At 36.7% G+C, this 18,102-nt stretch carries 15 protein-coding genes; 8 read left to right on the forward strand and 7 right to left on the reverse strand.

Annotation, left to right across the window (positions count from 1 at the left end; all coding sequences use genetic code 11):
• Nucleotides 1-489: 489 nt before the first annotated feature.
• The 3 genes from IQ247_RS11085 to IQ247_RS11095 form a co-directional block, all read right to left on the reverse strand.
• A complete protein-coding gene (locus tag IQ247_RS11085; RefSeq protein ID WP_193919864.1) occupies nucleotides 490-1,332 on the reverse strand; it encodes a TdeIII family type II restriction endonuclease in 843 nt (280 codons plus the stop codon).
• Nucleotides 1,333-1,343: 11 nt separating this feature from the next.
• Nucleotides 1,344-2,723 carry a DNA cytosine methyltransferase gene (locus tag IQ247_RS11090; RefSeq protein ID WP_193919866.1) on the reverse strand — a complete coding sequence of 460 codons (1,380 nt, stop codon included), beginning with the start codon at nucleotides 2,721-2,723 and terminating at the stop codon, nucleotides 1,344-1,346.
• Nucleotides 2,724-2,912: 189 nt separating this feature from the next.
• Nucleotides 2,913-3,374, reverse strand: coding sequence for a VOC family protein (locus tag IQ247_RS11095; RefSeq protein ID WP_193919868.1), 462 nt, complete (start codon nucleotides 3,372-3,374; stop codon nucleotides 2,913-2,915).
• Nucleotides 3,375-3,554: 180 nt separating this feature from the next.
• Here IQ247_RS11095 and IQ247_RS11100 point away from each other — a divergent pair, with 180 nt between their 5' ends.
• Nucleotides 3,555-4,916: a sensor histidine kinase gene (locus tag IQ247_RS11100; RefSeq protein ID WP_193919870.1), complete on the forward strand. Its 1,362-nt coding sequence runs from the start codon at nucleotides 3,555-3,557 to the stop codon at nucleotides 4,914-4,916.
• Between the two features lie 44 nt (nucleotides 4,917-4,960).
• Here IQ247_RS11100 and IQ247_RS11105 read toward each other — a convergent pair whose 3' ends face one another.
• Both IQ247_RS11105 and IQ247_RS11110 read right to left on the reverse strand, forming a co-directional pair.
• Nucleotides 4,961-5,662: a response regulator transcription factor gene (locus IQ247_RS11105; RefSeq protein ID WP_193919872.1), complete on the reverse strand. Its 702-nt coding sequence runs from the start codon at nucleotides 5,660-5,662 to the stop codon at nucleotides 4,961-4,963.
• A gap of 4 nt (nucleotides 5,663-5,666) precedes the next feature.
• Nucleotides 5,667-6,761: a sensor histidine kinase gene (locus IQ247_RS11110; RefSeq protein WP_193919874.1), complete on the reverse strand. Its 1,095-nt coding sequence runs from the start codon at nucleotides 6,759-6,761 to the stop codon at nucleotides 5,667-5,669.
• A gap of 480 nt (nucleotides 6,762-7,241) precedes the next feature.
• Here IQ247_RS11110 and kdpA point away from each other — a divergent pair, with 480 nt between their 5' ends.
• The 5 genes from kdpA (at nucleotide 7,242) to IQ247_RS11135 (ending at nucleotide 13,422) form a co-directional block, all read left to right on the forward strand.
• Nucleotides 7,242-8,948 (forward strand): potassium-transporting ATPase subunit KdpA, encoded by a 1,707-nt coding sequence (gene kdpA, locus IQ247_RS11115; protein ID WP_193919876.1) that lies wholly within the window; start codon nucleotides 7,242-7,244, stop codon nucleotides 8,946-8,948.
• 80 nt (nucleotides 8,949-9,028) lie between these two features.
• On the forward strand, nucleotides 9,029-11,110 hold the full coding sequence (gene kdpB / locus IQ247_RS11120) for a potassium-transporting ATPase subunit KdpB (RefSeq protein WP_193919878.1): 2,082 nt from the start codon (nucleotides 9,029-9,031) through the stop codon (nucleotides 11,108-11,110).
• A 103-nt stretch (nucleotides 11,111-11,213) separates the two neighbouring features.
• Nucleotides 11,214-11,483: a K(+)-transporting ATPase subunit F gene (gene kdpF / locus IQ247_RS11125; RefSeq protein ID WP_193919880.1), complete on the forward strand. Its 270-nt coding sequence runs from the start codon at nucleotides 11,214-11,216 to the stop codon at nucleotides 11,481-11,483.
• A 3-nt stretch (nucleotides 11,484-11,486) separates the two neighbouring features.
• On the forward strand, nucleotides 11,487-12,059 hold the full coding sequence (gene kdpC, locus IQ247_RS11130; RefSeq protein ID WP_193919882.1) for a K(+)-transporting ATPase subunit C: 573 nt from the start codon (nucleotides 11,487-11,489) through the stop codon (nucleotides 12,057-12,059).
• A gap of 244 nt (nucleotides 12,060-12,303) precedes the next feature.
• Entirely contained in the window at nucleotides 12,304-13,422 is a 1,119-nt protein-coding gene (locus tag IQ247_RS11135; protein ID WP_193919884.1) for a histidine kinase, read from the forward strand.
• Between the two features lie 118 nt (nucleotides 13,423-13,540).
• Here IQ247_RS11135 and IQ247_RS11140 read toward each other — a convergent pair whose 3' ends face one another.
• Nucleotides 13,541-13,864 carry a DUF3084 domain-containing protein gene (locus IQ247_RS11140; RefSeq protein ID WP_193919886.1) on the reverse strand — a complete coding sequence of 108 codons (324 nt, stop codon included), beginning with the start codon at nucleotides 13,862-13,864 and terminating at the stop codon, nucleotides 13,541-13,543.
• A 520-nt stretch (nucleotides 13,865-14,384) separates the two neighbouring features.
• Between IQ247_RS11140 and IQ247_RS11145 the strand changes: the two genes are divergently transcribed.
• Nucleotides 14,385-15,803 carry an HlyD family efflux transporter periplasmic adaptor subunit gene (locus tag IQ247_RS11145; protein WP_193919888.1) on the forward strand — a complete coding sequence of 473 codons (1,419 nt, stop codon included), beginning with the start codon at nucleotides 14,385-14,387 and terminating at the stop codon, nucleotides 15,801-15,803.
• 126 nt (nucleotides 15,804-15,929) lie between these two features.
• Nucleotides 15,930-17,111: an ABC transporter permease DevC gene (gene devC / locus IQ247_RS11150; protein WP_193919890.1), complete on the forward strand. Its 1,182-nt coding sequence runs from the start codon at nucleotides 15,930-15,932 to the stop codon at nucleotides 17,109-17,111.
• 188 nt (nucleotides 17,112-17,299) lie between these two features.
• Here the strand turns inward: devC and IQ247_RS11155 are convergent, their stop codons facing one another.
• Nucleotides 17,300-17,989 (reverse strand): AAA family ATPase, encoded by a 690-nt coding sequence (locus IQ247_RS11155; protein ID WP_193919892.1) that lies wholly within the window; start codon nucleotides 17,987-17,989, stop codon nucleotides 17,300-17,302.
• Nucleotides 17,990-18,102: the final 113 nt, after the last annotated feature.

The following is an 18,102-nucleotide window of genomic DNA, read 5'->3' on the forward strand; positions in this document are numbered from 1 at the left end:
TTTGCTTAACAGAACTCAATATTTTAAAATTTAATTCATGAGTTTGACTCTATATATTGTGATAAAAAATTACAAAAATTTTCTAAATTGAGAATAATATCATTAATAATGCCAATATTGTCATTTAATTAACGGAATTACGTTGTTTGATTGACTGTATAAAAATGTTGTCAAAATTTTTATTTTTTTTTTGATATAATCTGTTGGGACGTGTATATGCTGTTTTTTAGTAAAGATTTATTTTTGTAGGTTGGGTTAGACACCAAAATCAAACTTGATTATTACGAGAAATTTTACTATGGTGTCGTAACCCAACATCAGGATCTTAGATAAATAAAAATATCCTTCCTCAGATGTAAGGTAGAAAAGATGTTGGGTTACGACGCAATATACATTCGGTAATTCAACCTTAAATTATAAAAGCGTCTAACCCAACCTACACCTACGAACTTGGTTTTCTTGGCTGTAACGAAGATTCATTCAAAATTATTATTCAAATCCAAAAGCTAAAGTATCAAGCATATGTTTACTTTTTTCGCTTCCAACTTCCAAATAAATTTCTAATAACTCTTTATAAGCAGCTTCTCCTCCAATAATATTCCAAAACTCCGAACCAATAACTACAGCATCATCAAAAGGCATATATTTTTTTGCATATGACCATTTATAATCACTTTTTTTTCGTCCATAGGGATTATAAGGCATAGCATAATAAGCCTTAACTTGAGGACGAGATTTACCACCTAGTAGATGAAATCTCAGCAATCGTTGTGTAACTTCTAAGCATTGTCCTTTATTAGGTTTTGGTGCTTTAATTTCAAAGAAGTATTCTGTTCCATCTTTTGCCAGAATATACAAGTCTGTACGAACGCTTTTTGTTTGTAAATCATCAGAACATCTAGCTTGGAGTACTGCTGCTATCATTTCTTCTAAGGAAGGTCTAGTTTGTCCTGTTTTAGTTGATGATTCATAATTTTCTTTTTGACATTCGGCTTCCGCAAAAGCTCTAAGACTTACATCAGCTTTAATATCGTAACCTCTAAGCGCTTTTTGATGGTATTCTAAAGCAATTAAACGAGCGCATTCTTCAATAGAATTCCCTAACCTTGTACTCAAACCACGTTCAAATTGATTGATACGTATTAATGCTGGAGGAATTAATGCTGCTTGAAACGGTTTTAGCTCTCCATTAGATGAAAATCTTGATAAATACTCTTCTGCATTGTCAGCTTTTAAGATTTCACGTCCCTTATACTCATCAATAAGTCCTTGAATAAACCCCTCTAAATAACCTTTTATTTTAATTCGAGTATTAGAGCTAATCGCAGTCATCCGCATACAAATTACAAAATTAATTTTAACAATGCTTTTGCTAAATTATAAACAACGGGAACTGAAACTGCATTACCAAATTGATGTTTTGCTGTTGTTTCACTATTAGCTATTTGAAAAGTATCAGGAAATCCTTGTAATTTTCCATAGTATCGGGCTGTTAAAGGTTTAAATTTTTTTTGTTTATAAATGTTTTGAATAAATGAATGTTTATATAATTCTGGTTCTTGACATTCTAAAGATACTGTGGCTACAAAATCTCTAGTCCCTGTAGCTGTTAAGGTTGCTATTGCATCAGCATGAGGTAAAAATATTTTAGATACTCCGTCAATTCCGGAAGAAATCTTGGAGTTAACGAATTCATATCCTTTATCTTCAATTAAGCGAAGAATCTTTTTTTGAATCAAATTATCAAGTTCTTTTTGATTAAGATTGGGGATTAATTTATCTAACACCTGAAAACTTAAAGGATTTCCGTCTTTGAGTCCATAGATTTTTTTTCTTCGATTTTTTAAAATAGTTTGACAAATTAGTTTTTCTCTCACACTTGTCTCAATTAAATCCCAAGAGTGAACCGTAGTATGTCCATCTCTAATATCAGCGAAAGTAAAAAAATCATTGAGTTCATCTATTTTTTGAAATCTACCTCTTGACGCTGGGATTTTACCACCTTTATATAAAATATTTGGACTAAACTTTTTCTTGACAACATGACTTTTTTCCACACCAGATATTACATCATAAAGTTTGATTTTATTATCTAAAGGTTTAGGAAAGGTAAAACCCCAAGAGTTTTCTAAATCATTTCTGATTCCAACCATAAAAATTCTATCTCTATCTTGAGGTAAACCAAAATCATAGGAATTTAATACTTGATATTTGACTATATAACCTAAAGTTGTCAAACTGTTAATAATATAATTAAGACTGCCTTTATTTCGTGGTTCCATTAAACCTTTGACATTTTCAAAAATAAAAGCTTTGGGTTTATTAAATTCTACTACTCGAAAAACATCCAACCATAACTGACCTCTGGGGTCATTTAAACCTTTTAATTTACCTGCAATTGACCAAGGTTGACAAGGAACTCCCCCCACAATTATATCTATATCAAAAGGTAGTTTATTTATATTATTAATATCTCCTAAAAAAAGCTCATTTGAATTTTGCTCAGAAATAAAATTTTTCTGATAAGTTTTAATAGCTTCTTTATCTATTTCTGAATAACCTAGACAAACTCCACCTAAATCCGCAAGAGGAATTCTAAATCCACCAATTCCAGCAAATAAATCTATAAATGTAAATTTAGGTTTAATAGTTACTAGGTTTGGTTTAATTGGCTTAAAAAACTCAAATAAATCTAACTGTTGAGCATTATCGCTTAATTGCATTTGTAGGTAAATAAAGTAAATAAGTTAAACTAAGAATTAATATTCCAAGCTAAACCAAACTAAACTAATATTGTTAATGTTTACATCATCTTAAAATCATCAACTGAATTAGAATTATGAAACTCTTGGCGTACTTCTTTAATAGTTATGGCTTTCAAAGTAATTACATCATTAATAACGACTTTTATTTCATTGTGGATTACAGCGAATCTCAACCATAAACCCATCTGGATCGTAAAAATAAACTCCTCTTCCGGTAGGACGGGTAACGGGTTCTTGAGCAATTTTTATTTGATGCTGTCTGAGTACCTCGACTGCATGATCAAACAATTCGGAAGCAATATCAAATGCTAAATGATTTGCACGAGTAAAACCACGTTCGGGATTTGGATCTGGTGGTGATAAATCCGGTTCCCAAAATAAATCTAATATCGTACCGTCGGGAGTCTTAAAATTCGCGACTTTTCCCGCTGCAACTAAGTTAACCAAAGTAGCTGGTACATCATCACCCGTAAGTTCGTGTAAACCCAGAATATTGCCATAAAAATGTCGAGAAGCCTGCATATCTTGGACATTCAAAGCAATGTGATGCACTCTCCGTAAACTTCCTGGAGATATCGCACTATTTAAAGATTGAGGACTAGATAGCATAATCAGTTATCAATTACCAACTATTAATTATTAATTATTAATTATCATATCTCATCGTGCATTAATGATTATTCATTGATCCGAGACTGATAGGGCATGAAGATGTTAAAACGGATGATAATGCTAATTAATTAGCGATTATGTTTGTTTATTATCTATATTTTAGGAACGAGGTTTGCAGTGCAACAGGAATTTAGTTCGCAAATTTCACCCCCATTGTTAATTGAGGGTAGCAATGATGACCTCGGTTTGGAGTCTAAGCTTCTGGAATTACCCCTTTACGAGTTTTCAGTGGAGATGAACTTTACTGGTAAAGAAGTAGCTGAAGTTTTTGAAAAATATCCCTTGTTACCGGGAGCAATTTTGTTAAACAAAGGTAAATATGCTGGAATGATTTCCCGCAGACAGTTATTAGAGTTTTTAATTCGTCCTTTCGGAAAGGATTTATTTTTCCATCAACCGCTCAGTACATTGTACAGCTACGCTCGCACGCCGATTTTAGAGCTAGCAGATACCACATCGATTTTATGTGCTATGCAATTTACACTGCGGCGATCGCCAGAATTTTTATCAGAACCGATAGTAGTAAAAACTACATCCGATCAATACAGATTATTGGATATGCAGGAGTTAAATATTGCTTCTTGGCAAATTCGCGGAATTGAAACTCAGGTAAGATACGAACGTAGCCAAGCTCAAATTATTCAAAATGATAAAATGGCGAGTTTAGGACGTTTAGTTGATGGGGTAGCGCATGAAATTTTAGATCCTGTAAACTTTATTTGGGGTAATGTAACTCACGTTTCTAATTACAGTAAAGACTTAATTAAGCTGATCGAAATTTACGATCATAATACACCAAATACTCCCGATGATGTGTTGTATTTAAAGCAAGATATTGAATTTGATTTTTTAGAATCCGATTTATCACAAGCACTTGCCAGTATTCGGACTGGTGCAGAGAGATTAAAAAAACTAGTGACTGGATTACAAAATTTCTGTCATATTGATGCAATTTATCCCAAACCTGTAGATTTACACGCTAACTTAGATAGTACTATATTGTTGATCGGTAGTCGCTTAAAAGGCGAAATTAATATTATCAAAAAATTTGGTCATCTTCCTCCCGTATATTGTTTTTCGGGACAGTTAAATCAAGTATTTATGAATATATTAAGTAGGGCTGTAGATACTTTACTTGATGAAGCAGTTAGACAGCAATTTGAAACGGAATTATCTGAGGAAAGTTCTCATAAACCCACTATTGAAATAATCACAAAAGTTATTTCTCAGCCATCAAATGTACCAGGCTCCCTTGATTTTCGCTGGGTATCAATTTGTATTGCAGATAATGGTCCGGCAATGTCATACGAATTACAACAGCAAATTAAAGCATCTTTTTCTGTAGATAAAAAGGCTGATAAAGAAACGAGTTTAGCTGTAAGTTATCGCATTGTAACAGGCAGACATGGTGGTAAATTAAATTTTTTTTCGCAACTCAATAAAGGAACTGAATTTGAAATACTTTTACCTTTAGTTTAATTTAAAATTGGGAAATCCCAATATTTAATTGAATTACTATTGAATTACTTTTGTTCAATATATTGAGAATTAATTAATCCTTGCTGAATTGCAACAATCGCAGCTTGAGTTCTATCGCGTACTTCTAACTTTTGTAAAATTGCATGAATGTGAACTCGTACCGTACCGGAAGTAATAAACAGATTTTCTGCTATTTCCTGGTTTGATTTACCTGCCACTAATAATGTTAATATTTCCCGTTCCCTTTTAGTTAAGGTATTATTTTCAGAAGAAGATGTATTTGTAGAATTTGATATAAAATTTGAATTTGATTGAGAAGCTTGAAAAGTCGTTTGAATTTCTACGGTAGCGGTACTATCCCACCAAGAAGCGCCACAGGCTACCGAGCGAATTGCTAAAATTAGGTTTTCGGCTGGAATTCCTTTTAAACAATAACCATTAGCTTTAGCTTGAATTAATTGAGTAATTAAAATCTTTTGTGAATGAGAAGTTAAAACTAATATTGGTAAATTCGGACGACGTTCTTTGATTTGACTACAGGCTTCTACACCACCTATACCGGGTAATCCTACATCTAAAATTACTATATCTAAGGGTAGTTGACAAGCTAATTTAATTGCGGTTTCTCCATCTTCAGCCTCGGTTACAATTTCCAACCCTTCTTCTTGATGCAATCGCGTGGAAATTCCTAATCTAAACAACTCGTCGTCTTCTACTAATAAAATTTTTATTGGCTCTGTTTTCATTACTCTAATTGTTAACAAAAGCAGGTATACTAAACCCGAAGATAGCTCCACCACTTTTACGTTTTTCTGCCCAAATTTTACCGCCATGCGCTTCAATGATTTGCCGACTCAAATAAAGTCCTAAACCCGCACCTTTGGCTTGACGGTTAGTGTGTCCTTGATAAAACCTTTCAAATAATAAGGGTAATTCTTCCTCTGTAATTCCCTGCCCTTGATCCATAATTTTGACTGTATGATTAATTCCATTGGGAATAAATACAACTTCTACTTTACCACCTCGCAGCGAATGATTAACCCCATTAGCAATCAAGTTGACAAAAACACGCTGTAGCTGTAAAGCATCTCCATTCACTATAGCTCGCGAACGAAACTCTGAACTAGCGAAACCCAGGTGAATGTATACTTGGCGAGATGAAGCTAAATCAAGAAGAGTCGAAATTGCCGATTCTGCTACTGTGACTAAATCTATTGATGAACAACGCAATTGTAAACCTTGCGTATCATTACGGTAAACATCGAGTAACGTTTGCACTAACTCTAAAGTATTTTGATGCGATCGCCTGATTACTTGCAAAACTTTATGTTGATTAGGAGTTACCGCACCAAATTTTTCTGACTCAAAAGCTTTGAGTGTTTCGATTGCTCCTAAAAGTGGGGTTCGCAAGTCGTGGGTGAGGGTGGAAGCAAAATCTTCCCGTAGCGAAGCCATTTTTTCTTGCGCTAATATTTGCATTTTTTGACGCGCTATCGCTTCTTCGTATTTACGATTGCGCTTACCCAACCATCCAGTAACAATTAATGCTGCGACGACAATTAAGCGGTTGGCAATTGTTGGTAAACTAATGGTTTCCACACCAGGAATTACTAAGTTAAGAATTGTAAAGGCGATCGCGCTTGTTGTTACCCAAACAGTAGTTTTCTGGCTCAGACGCGAGTTTGCTAAAAGTACTGCACCAATATATAGATATCCAAATACATAAATAGGTGGTGTGGAATATTCCAAAATCATGACCAAAATAAATATAGCGATAATTAGCCATTGACGGGATGAATACGACTGTATCAACGGTTGAAGTCGGTTGAATTGTTTGTTTAGCATTTTTATTAAGTTGATTAAAAATATTTTAATTAGCAATAATTATACTTTCAGAATAATAATTATTTCCAAAATATCTATCTATAGGATATTGCTTTATTATAATCTTCTGAATCATAAAAAAAATAATTGTTTCTGTATTTTTAATAAGTAATTTTGATGTTAATTTGATTGAGAAATGCATTACTTAAGAAGCCTGCTTCCTTAAATAAAGCTATGTTTATCGTTGATATATATTTGATGATATATAACTGTTCTAAATGTTTATAAACGCTGAGATAATTTAACCATTAAAAATAAACTTACTTTTATATCAGTTGTATATTGTTTTTGATAGAAAAGCCAAGATAATAAGAATATAGTTTCAATAAAAACTGCTATTAACTACTCAGGAACTAAACACATTAATTAGTAATTATATCGGATTGGTGTTTCTGTAGACACAAATCAAACTCAAAATCTTTTGTCAATTTCAATAAACATATGTTATTAGGATTTATCCAAATTGCGATTACTTTGGTAATTTTAGTAGCTATAACTCCGCTGCTTGGCGGTTATATGGCACGAGTATTTTTAGGTCAAAAAACGATGTTAGACCCGGTAATGAGACCTCTAGAACGTTTAATTTATGCTTTATCGGGATTGCGTCATCAAACTTCGATGACAGTTTGGCAATACATCCGCGCTGTGATTTTTAGTAATTTAATTATGGGCGCGTTTGCGTTTTTGATATTCATGTTGCAAGGAGTATTACCGCTTAATCCGATAAATTTAGATGCACCAAGTTGGGATTTGGCTTTACATACGGCAATTTCCTTTGTAACTAATACCAACCAACAGCATTATTCCGGTGAAAGCACCTACGGTTACTTTAGTCAAATGCTAGCGCTAGGGTTTCTCATGTTTACCTCTGCGGGAACAGGAATTGCTGTCGCGATCGCCTTTATTCGCGGGTTAACTGGTAGAGATTTGGGTAATTTCTATGTGGATTTAACTATGTCGATTACCCGGATTTTACTACCCATTTCTATAGTTGGAGCTGTAATTCTCCTCGCTGCTGGGGTACCCGAAACCTTAGCTGGACCTGCAACTGCAAAAACTTTAGACGGTGCTACGCAATATATCGCTCGCGGTCCAGTTGCTCATTTTGAGATTATCAAAGAATTGGGTGAAAACGGTGGTGGATTTTTTGGAATTAACTCAGCACATCCTTTTGAGAACCCAAATAATTTGACCAACTTGTTAGAAACGGTAATTATGATGGCGATTCCCGCCTCACTAATTTACACTTACGGCGTAATTGTGGGGAATACCAAACAAGCCTGGTTGTTATTTTGGATGGTATTTGTAATTTTCGCGGCATTAATTAGCGTAGCTGCAATTGGCGAATATCAAGGAAACCCGATAGTTAACTCAATTTTAGATACAAACGCACCCAATTTAGAAGGAAAAGAAGTTCGTTTCGGTGCATTTTTAACTGCACTTTGGGCAGCAGCGACAACGGGGACAATGTGCGGTGCGGTGAATGGGATGCATGATTCCCTGATGCCCAGTGGTGGTATGGTGACAATGTTCAATCTGTTCTTACAAATTGTTTGGGGTGGACAGGGAACCGGAACCGCTTATTTATTTATATTCTTGATTTTGACAGTATTTCTTACCGGGTTGATGGTAGGAAGAACCCCAGAATTTTTAGGACGCAAAATCGAAAAACGCGAAATAGTCCTAGCTAGTGTCATTTTACTAGTTCATCCCATCATGATTTTAATTCCCGGTGCAATTGCCATGGCATTTACCCAAATACCAGGGATTAACCCAGGGATCACCAATCCAGGATTTCACGGTTATTCACAAGTAATTTACGAATACGCATCTGCCGCAGCTAACAACGGTTCTGGTTTTGAAGGCTTGATAGACGATACCGTATGGTGGAACCTAAGCACAAGCGTAGCTTTACTCGCAGGACGTTACCTACCGTTGATTGCATTATTGTTATTAGCAGACGGGATGATGCACAAACAACCCGTTCCCGAAACCACAGGAACCCTGCGAACCGATACCGGATTATTTACCGGAATCACAGCAGGAGTAATTCTAATTTTAGGCGCATTAACCTTCTTACCAGTATTCGCCCTCGGACCGATCGCCGAAGCCTTTCTGATTGCCAGAATTGCTTCAGGAGCAGCTTAGGGATAAACTCTGCGCTCCTCTGCGCTTAACCTTGCGCTCCTCTGCGTTCCAAAATATATAACTCCTCACTCCTCACTTTTATGAAAGTCAAACAAACACCAGCAAAATCTGAGCCTTCCCCAAGAGGAAACACACCCAAAGCCGATAGGAACAAAATTTACCAACGCGCTTTTAAACAAGCTTTTGTTAAACTCAATCCCCGCAATGCGATCAAAAATCCGGTAATGTTTGTAGTATGGATTGGTACAATTATTACCGCAGTCTTAACTATTAACCCCTACGTATTTGGTGCAATTGCAGGGGAAAACCAACGCTTATTTAACGGCTTAATTACGGTGATTCTCTTCTTAACAGTTGTTTTCGCCAATTTCGCCGAAGCTGTTGCGGAAGGACGCGGTAAAGCTCAAGCTGATGCCCTGCGTTCTACTAAAGGAGATACCATTGCTCGCAAACTCTTACCAGATGGTGGGATTGAGGAAGTCAGTTCTACCACTTTGCATAAAGGAGACAGAATTAAAGTCATTGCTGGTGATGTGATTCCGGCAGATGGAGAAGTTATCGAGGGTGTGGCTTCTGTTGATGAGTCGGCAATTACTGGCGAGTCTGCACCTGTATTAAAAGAACCCGGTTCTGATGTTGCAAGTTCGGTAACTGGCGGTACTACTATAGTTTCCGATGAATTAATTATTACTGTCACCTCCGACCCTGGTAAAGGCTTTATCGATCGAATGATTTCGCTGGTTGAAGGTGCGGAACGTTCTAAAACTCCCAACGAAATCGCTTTGACGGTGTTGTTAGCGGTGCTAACTCTGGTATTTTTAATTGTAATCGCCACAATTCCCACTCCGGCAATTTACGTAAATAGTCCTGTAAGTATTGCAATTTTAATTGCTCTGTTAGTTGCTTTGATACCTACCACCATCGGGGGATTATTAAGTGCGATCGGTATTGCCGGAATGGATCGGGTAGCTCAATTTAACGTTGTTGCCACCTCTGGACGAGCGGTAGAAGCTTGCGGCGATATCAATACTTTGGTGCTGGATAAAACGGGAACGATTACATTAGGAAACCGCTTGGCTGAAGAATTTATACCAGTTAACGGACACTCAGTTGAGGAAGTCGCATCGGCATCTTTAGCCGCCAGTTTATTTGATACCACACCCGAAGGTAAATCGATTCTACGTTTGGCGGAAAAATTGGGGGGAGATATTGATTTCGATCGCAAACAAGCTGAAGGTGTGGAATTTTCCGCACGCACCCGGATGAGCGGTACCAATTTACCCAATGGTGAGGAAGTGCGTAAAGGTGCGGTAGATGCAATTCGCGGTTTTGTGCGATCGCGCAACGGACAACCTCCATCTGACTTGGATGCAGCTTATGAAAGAGTATCTAATTTAGGAGGTACGCCCCTCGCAGTATGTCGCGGTAAGGAAACCTATGGTGTTGTTTATCTCAAAGATATTGTCAAACCGGGTATCAACGAACGTTTCGACCAGTTGCGACGTATGGGGGTACGTACCGTAATGTTAACAGGAGACAACCGCATTACGGCTTCGGTAATCGCCAAAGAAGCGGGGGTAGATGACTTTATTGCCGAAGCGACACCAGAAGACAAAATCGCCGTAATTCAAGCCGAACAAGCCAAAGGTAAATTAGTAGCGATGACAGGAGACGGTACCAACGATGCACCAGCATTAGCTCAAGCAAACGTCGGGGTAGCGATGAATTCCGGTACACAAGCGGCGAAAGAAGCAGCAAATATGGTAGATCTAGATTCAGACCCGACAAAGTTAATTGACTTGGTAACTATCGGTAAGCAGTTATTAATTACTCGTGGAGCGCTAACAACTTTTTCGATTGCCAATGACATTGCCAAATACTTCGCAATTATTCCAGCAATGTTTGCAGCAGCAGGAATTGGAGCTTTAAATATTATGGGTTTAACCAGCGCCCAATCAGCGGTTTTATCGGCATTAATTTACAACGCTTTAATTATTCCGGCGTTAATTCCTTTGGCTTTAAAAGGTGTAGAATTTCGTCCGTTGAGTGCTAATCAACTTTTGCGTCGCAATATTTTTATTTACGGTTTGGGTGGTGTAATTGCACCTTTTGTAGCGGTGAAAATAATTGATGTTTTGATTACTGCTGTTGGTTTGGCATAAATTACTCAACATCTCAACTCAAAAACTCCGCGTTCCTCCGCGCTTACCTCTGCGTCACTTTGCGTTAAAAAAAGATTCTTTCCATCCTACATTCACAATTCTCATGAAACTAATTAATTTAAAACAAAAAGTATTTCTAACTACAAACCAGTTTGATTTTATCAGTTTCATTTGGTCGGAATGGCGACGACAAAAGTTTCCTTTATGGATATTTTTAGGTTTGTGTTTGAATATAATCGTTGCTCCTGCTGTTTACGCTGCGACTCCCAATATTGAGCGTACTACTGCTTATGCTTTGGGTGTTTTAGGTTTGGTAACTGTCGGACTTGGTGTTTATTTATTTGCTGTAATTTTACAACCGGAGCGTTTCTAAATCATGGCTAGAGAATTTATAATTGCAGTTCGCAATACGTTTTCACTTTGGCTTCTAACTGCTTTGATTTACCCATTTTTAATTATCTTGTTGGGGCAAGTTGCTTTTCCTTATCAAGCCAACGGTAGTTTAATAACTAATAACCAAGGACAGGTTATTGGTAGTGCTTTAATTGGACAAATTTTCAATTCAGACCGTTATTTTTGGAGTCGTCCTAGCAGCGTCAATTACAGTGAAGGAAAAGACGCTGCACCCACAGGAGTATCGGGTGCAAGTAATCTTGCTCCTAGTAATCCAGAATTAATTATTCGCATTCAAAAAGAAATCAAAAAATTGCAACAAGCCGGAATTGAACCTACATATGATTTGGTTTATGCTTCTGGTTCTGGTCTTGACCCTCACATTACCCCAGAAGCGGCTCAAGCACAATTAGAACGAGTTGCAAAAACGCGAAATATTTCTGTAGAAAAAATTCAACCGTTGATTTCTCAAAATACTGACGGCAGATTTATCGGAATATTTGGTGAACCAGGAGTTAATGTTTTGAAATTGAATTTGGCTTTGGATAAATTATAAATTTCAACGCAAAGGTACGCGGAGTTATCGCAAAGTAACACAGAGGAAATGATAACTTGAAAATTTTTCTCGTATAAAGGCACGAGCTTCTAAAATTACTTATCTCTCTTTACTTATTTGCTCTGTCTTGAAAAGTTGTTCATGGGGGAGACCCCCAAGACCACACTTTTCGCTGCGCTCTCTGCGTTCTCTGCGGTTTTTTAATCGTAAATTTTCCAACGCAAAAAGAGTAGTATTTCCTATTATGTTTGAATCGAACGAAGCTGTATCTAATCAACATATATCTAACCAATACGAACGTCCTAAACGACGAGGTAAACATAAGATTTTTATCGGTATGGCTCCCGGAGTTGGTAAAACTTACCGAATGTTAGAAGAAGCATATAGTTTAAAGCAACAAGGAATTGATGTTGTTATTGGACTTTTAGAAACCCACGGACGTGTAGAAACAGCCGAAAAAGCCCAAAATTTGCAAATAATTCCTCGTAAACAGATTTTAATGCAGGAAAGATGGCTTAGTGAAATGGACACCGATGCGATTATCGCTCGCAATCCACAGTTAGTACTAATCGACGAATTAGCACATACAAATGTCCCCGGTTCAGTTTATGAAAAACGCTATCAGGATGTAGAACAAATCCTAGAAACGGGTATTGATGTTTATTCAACAGTTAATATTCAACATTTAGAAAGTCTTAATGACTTAGTATTAAAAATTTCTAGTGTTGTAGTCCGCGAACGTATTCCAGATCGGGTACTTGAAGCAGCAGATGAAGTAATTGTTGTCGATGTCACTCCCGAAACTTTACAAGAACGATTGCAAGAAGGAAAAATTTATAAAGTAGAAAAAATAGACAAATCTCTACAAAATTTCTTTAAGAAAAGTAATTTAATTGCATTACGGGAATTAGCTTTACGAGAAATTGCTGATAACATTGAAGAAGAAAAAATTGAAGAGAATAATCTAAATTACTGCAATATACAAGAAAGAATATTGGTTTGCATTTCTACCTATCCTAATTCTATTCAACTCTTACGACGTGGCGCACGTATTGCCAATTTCATGAATGCCAAATTATATATATTATTTGTAAATAATACTGGACGTTTTCTTTCTCGCCAAGAAACATTACACGTTGAAAGTTGCCAACGTTTGTCTCAAGAGTTTGGTGGTGAATTTTTACATATTCGTTCTTCAAACCTGTTAAAAACTATTGTTGATGTTGCTCGTCAAGAACGTATTACTCAAATCGTTATTGGTGAAACTCGTCATTCTCGTTGGGAGATTTTTTTTAAAGGCTCAATAGTCCAGAAGTTAATGGAAGCCCTGAGTAATGTTGATTTGCATATTATTGCTACTTAGTTATGAAAATTAGATTAGGAGTTAACAATATTTTGCCAAGTGTGTTAGGCGTATAAAATAGCTACAATGGTGAAATAATATATCTAAAAAGCGCCTTACGCACGTTCATTACATCCTACTAACTTTTTCCAATTTCCTTAATTTCCAATTGGGGTTGAGTTACTAGTTTCAACTCTTGCTGTTTGCTTTGAATTTCTCGATGAATTTGTTCTGGTTTAAATACTGTTCTTCGCAAATCTTTGTCAGCCACAAATAAAATCAAAAGGGTTGATGCCGAAATTGACATACCCGTCAGCATCGCTACGAGTGATATCGTATGTTTGGGACGGAGATTAAATAGTGAAAGTCTTTCTTTACGGATTTTTCTTTTAACGCGATCGCCCAAAGTGGAGATTATACCTCCCGTGATTAAAATCGCCAATATAATATAGACTGTAGTCATATTTAACTACTAAAAGCCTTAAAATTTTAGTTTACTAGTAGTCTGCCACATTAATTATCAGGGGTGAATATCTAATCCGCCAGGGACTGCAACTAAGAGTCTAACAGCAAAAGTCCTATAAATAGGGCTAAAGTAATGCCTCTCATAATTTATGTGATAAACCACTAGTTCTAATTTATCTAAATTTTGATAATTTGGAGTTAGCAAGCAAAAAGCACTCAGCCTCTAATAGTTACTAACTAAAGTCATTACGAAAATTTATTAAGTAGGTGGACATAAATATTTATCGTTGAGACAGGAGGCAGAAGGGAAGAGGCTTTTAGGCAAATTTACATTTAGTTACATAATCAAGGTTTTTACTGCCTACCTACTTAAATGTCGCGTTGGTGTTCCCTGGAGGTGCTGAGACTGATCAAGGTAAATTCCATGAAATTTACAAGCAGCACAACTAAACTAGTCGGTTTAGTCTAATTGTATTATAAATAAGAAATAATCAAAATTCAGTATTTCTGGGGATGCCATGTTAGATAACCTTAAACTAGATAATTCCGAGTCTCCCGAAGTTTCTCGTTCATCACGGTTAATTGTTACGGTAGCAGCTTTTGCCATGGGTGGAGCCAGCATTTATACTTTACAACAGTTTAAGGGTGGAGAAATCGTAAAAACGCCCGAAAAGCCAATTCCGGCAATTCCAGAGATAAAAACCGTGACAGCGCTGGGAAGACTCGAACCCAACGGACAAGTCATTCAGTTGTCTGCACCAGCCATGGGGGGAGAAGCAAGCCGAGTTGAGCAGTTGCTAGTAAAGCAAGGAGATAAAGTCAAAGCAGATCAAGTAATCGCAGTTTTGGACAGTCGCGATCGTCTTATGGCTGCTTTCAAAGAAGCCAAAGAAACCGTGAGAGTTGCTCAAGCAAATTTGAAGAAGGTGGAAGCAGGAGCAAAACAAGGAGATATCGAAGCGCAGAAAGCAGGTGTTGCTCGTTTACAAGCTGAGCAAACGACAGAAATTAAAGCACAGCAAGCAGCAGTAAATCGATTACGAGTTGAAAAAAATACAGAGACTAAAGCACAACTTGCTACAATTAATCGATTAGAAGCTGAAAAAGTTAGAGAAATAGAAGCACAAAGAGCAACAATTGCGAGATTAGAAGCACAGCTAGAAAATGCGCGATTAGAATACCAGCGTTATGAAAGCTTGTATAAAGCAGGAGCTATTTCCATATCATTAAGAGATAGTAAAAATTTAGTTTTACAAACAGCACAACAGCAATTAGCAGAAGCAAGAGCAAATTTACAACTGATTAAAGCTTCTAAGGAACAGCAATTAGCAGAAGCAAGAGCCAACTTAGAACGTATTCAATCATCTCGACAGCAACAATTAGCAGAAGCAGAAGCTAATTTAGAACGCATTCAATCATCTTTACAACAACAAATAAATCAAGGTAGAGCAACCTTAGAAAGTATAGTTGAAGTTCGTCCAGTAGATGTATTAGTTGCTCAAGCAGAAGTCAACCGTGCTGTAGCAGCGATGAATCGAGCAGAAGCAGACTTAAAACAAGCTTACGTGCGTTCTCCTCAAGATGGTCAAATATTTGACATTCATACTCGTCCAGGAGAAAAAGTAGTCAATGAAGGCATAGTAGAGATTGGTCAAACCAGCACTATGTACGCAATAGTAGAAGTCTACCAAAGTGATGTGAATAATATCCGTTTGGGGCAACAAGTAGAACTATTAGCTGATGCCATACCGGGTAAATTAAACGGTATTGTAGATCAAATTGGTTTGCAGGTACAGCGACAAAATGTAGTTAACAGCGATCCTTCCACAAATATAGATTCGCGAGTAGTAGAAGTACACGTCCGATTAAACGATGAATCCAGCGAAAAAGCCGCAAGATTCACCAATTTACAGGTAAGAGCGGTAGTTGAAATATAAATTACAGTTGACAGTTGACAGTTGATGGTTAAAAATTTAGTTTTTTTTTACAAGCAAAATGTTTTTTAACTCCTAACTCTTAAAAATTTGAAATCCAAAATCTAAAATCTAAAATCTAAAATTAATATGATTGGATTTATCCAACAATTACAACGACGCACACCTTTAGGGTGGTTACAATTAAGTCGTCAAAAAGGACGTTTATTAGTAGCATTGTCGGGGGTTGCTTTTGCAGATTTGTTGATGTTGATGCAGCTTGGTTTCCAAAGTGCATTATTTAATAGCGCGACTCGTTTACATGATAGTTTAAATGCTGATTTAGTATTATTAAGTCCCCAAGCACTAAACTTACAGGATTTATCTACCTTTACTCGACGACGACTTTATCAAGCGATGGATGTACCTGGAGTCGCAACAGCAGAACCAATGTACAACAGTCTTGTGACTTGGAGAAACCCCCAAACTCGTCTCAAGACTCAAGTAATGATTATTGGATTTAATCCCGATAAACCGGCATTTGATTTACCAGAAGTTAATCAAAATATTGATGCAATTAAGTTACCAGATACCATTTTATTTGATGAAGCAACCAGAGGAACATACGACCAAGTTATTGCTCAAATTAAACAAGGAAAAGTGGTAACAACAGAAATTCAAGGAAGAACAATAACCATTGCAAATGTGTTTAAAGTTGGTGCATCTTTTGCCGCAGATGGAACTTTAATGACTAGCGATCAAAACTTTTTAAGATTATTTTCTAGACAAGATTCAGGAAGTACGAATTTAGGTTTGATTCGCTTAAAACCAGGTTATGAAGCCGAAAAAGTTGCAGATGAACTTAAATATCATTTAAGAAATGCCAATGATGTTAAAGTTTTAACAAAAGAAGAATTTATTGAATTTGAAAAAGCTTATTGGCAAACCAATACTCCTATAGGATTTATTTTTAGTTTGGGTACAGCAATGGGTTTCATTGTGGGAGTAATTATTGTTTATCAAGTGCTTTCCACCGATGTTAATGCTCATATGAAAGAATACGCGACTTTCAAAGCCATGGGATATCGTAATTTCTTTTTATTGAGCGTAGTTTTTGAAGAAGCGATAATTTTAGCTATATTAGGTTTTATTCCTGGAGCCGCAATTTCAACTGGGCTGTACGCACTCACCCGTAATGCTACCAATTTACCGCTTTACATGACTGTAGCGCGAGCTATTCAAGTACAAGTAATGACTATCATTATGTGTATGATTTCTGGTGCTGTCGCTACTCGTAAAGTTCAATCCGCAGATCCAGCTGATATGTTTTAACAGTTGACAGTTGACTAACTCCTCACTCCGGTGGTACTAACATTTTCAAATCTGATTCCGTGCCTTCAACTGTAAATACCGATCGACTAACTTATCTGTAATTTGATTTGCTGGTGCATCTAGTACCAAGACACCTTTTTGTTTGAGTTGGGCAAATGCTACTTGCCGTTGGGATAATAAATCTAAAGCTACCGCACGATTGTAAAGGCATTAGCAGCACGAGGTGAAGCACCTAATGCTAAATCGGGATTTTGACGTGATATTCTGACTAATGCTAAAAGATAATCAATAATCGCTTCGGTGACTTTAACTTGCTTTACCGCTTGTCTTAACTCAGTAATTTCCTCTACTTGAGCAACAGGTTTTATACTTGCAACATCCGTGCGTCTGGCGGAAAATCCGGCTTGACGGTTGAGTAACATTTGCTTTTCGGAAACTTCGTCGGGATAATCCACTACCAACTTAAATAAAAACCTGTCTAATTGCGCTTCTGGTAAAGGATAAGTTCCTTCAAATTCTAAAGGGTTTTGTGTGGCGATCGCCCAAAATAATTCGGGTAAAGGCAAGCTTTCACCATCTAATGTTACCTGTAATTCTTCCATTCCTTCCAACAGCGCGGCTTGTGTCTTTGGAGGGGTACGGTTAATTTCATCTGCTAATAATATTTGAGTAAATATCGGTCCTTTTTTTAAACTGAAACTGCGAGTATTTAAATCAAAAATATTCGTACCTGTAATATCTGAAGGTAATACATCCGGGGTTAATTGAATGCGGCGAAAGTCTGCTTGGATTAGGAGTTTTAGCCAGATAACGGAATAAATTTCCTTCTCCTTCCCTGTCTCTAATTTTAGCGTCTTTGTAACCGTGGATATATTCATCTACATATATTATGTTTTCGTCTTGTTTAACCAAATCTGCTAAATACTTAAAGTTATTAATATTATCTTGATAAGCGTTAGCAGCGATAAAAGGAGTTGTGGAATAAATATCC

Origin of the sequence: Plectonema cf. radiosum LEGE 06105 (genome assembly GCF_015207665.1) — a bacterium.
GTDB lineage: Bacteria > Cyanobacteriota > Cyanobacteriia > Cyanobacteriales > Nostocaceae > Rivularia > Rivularia radiosa_A.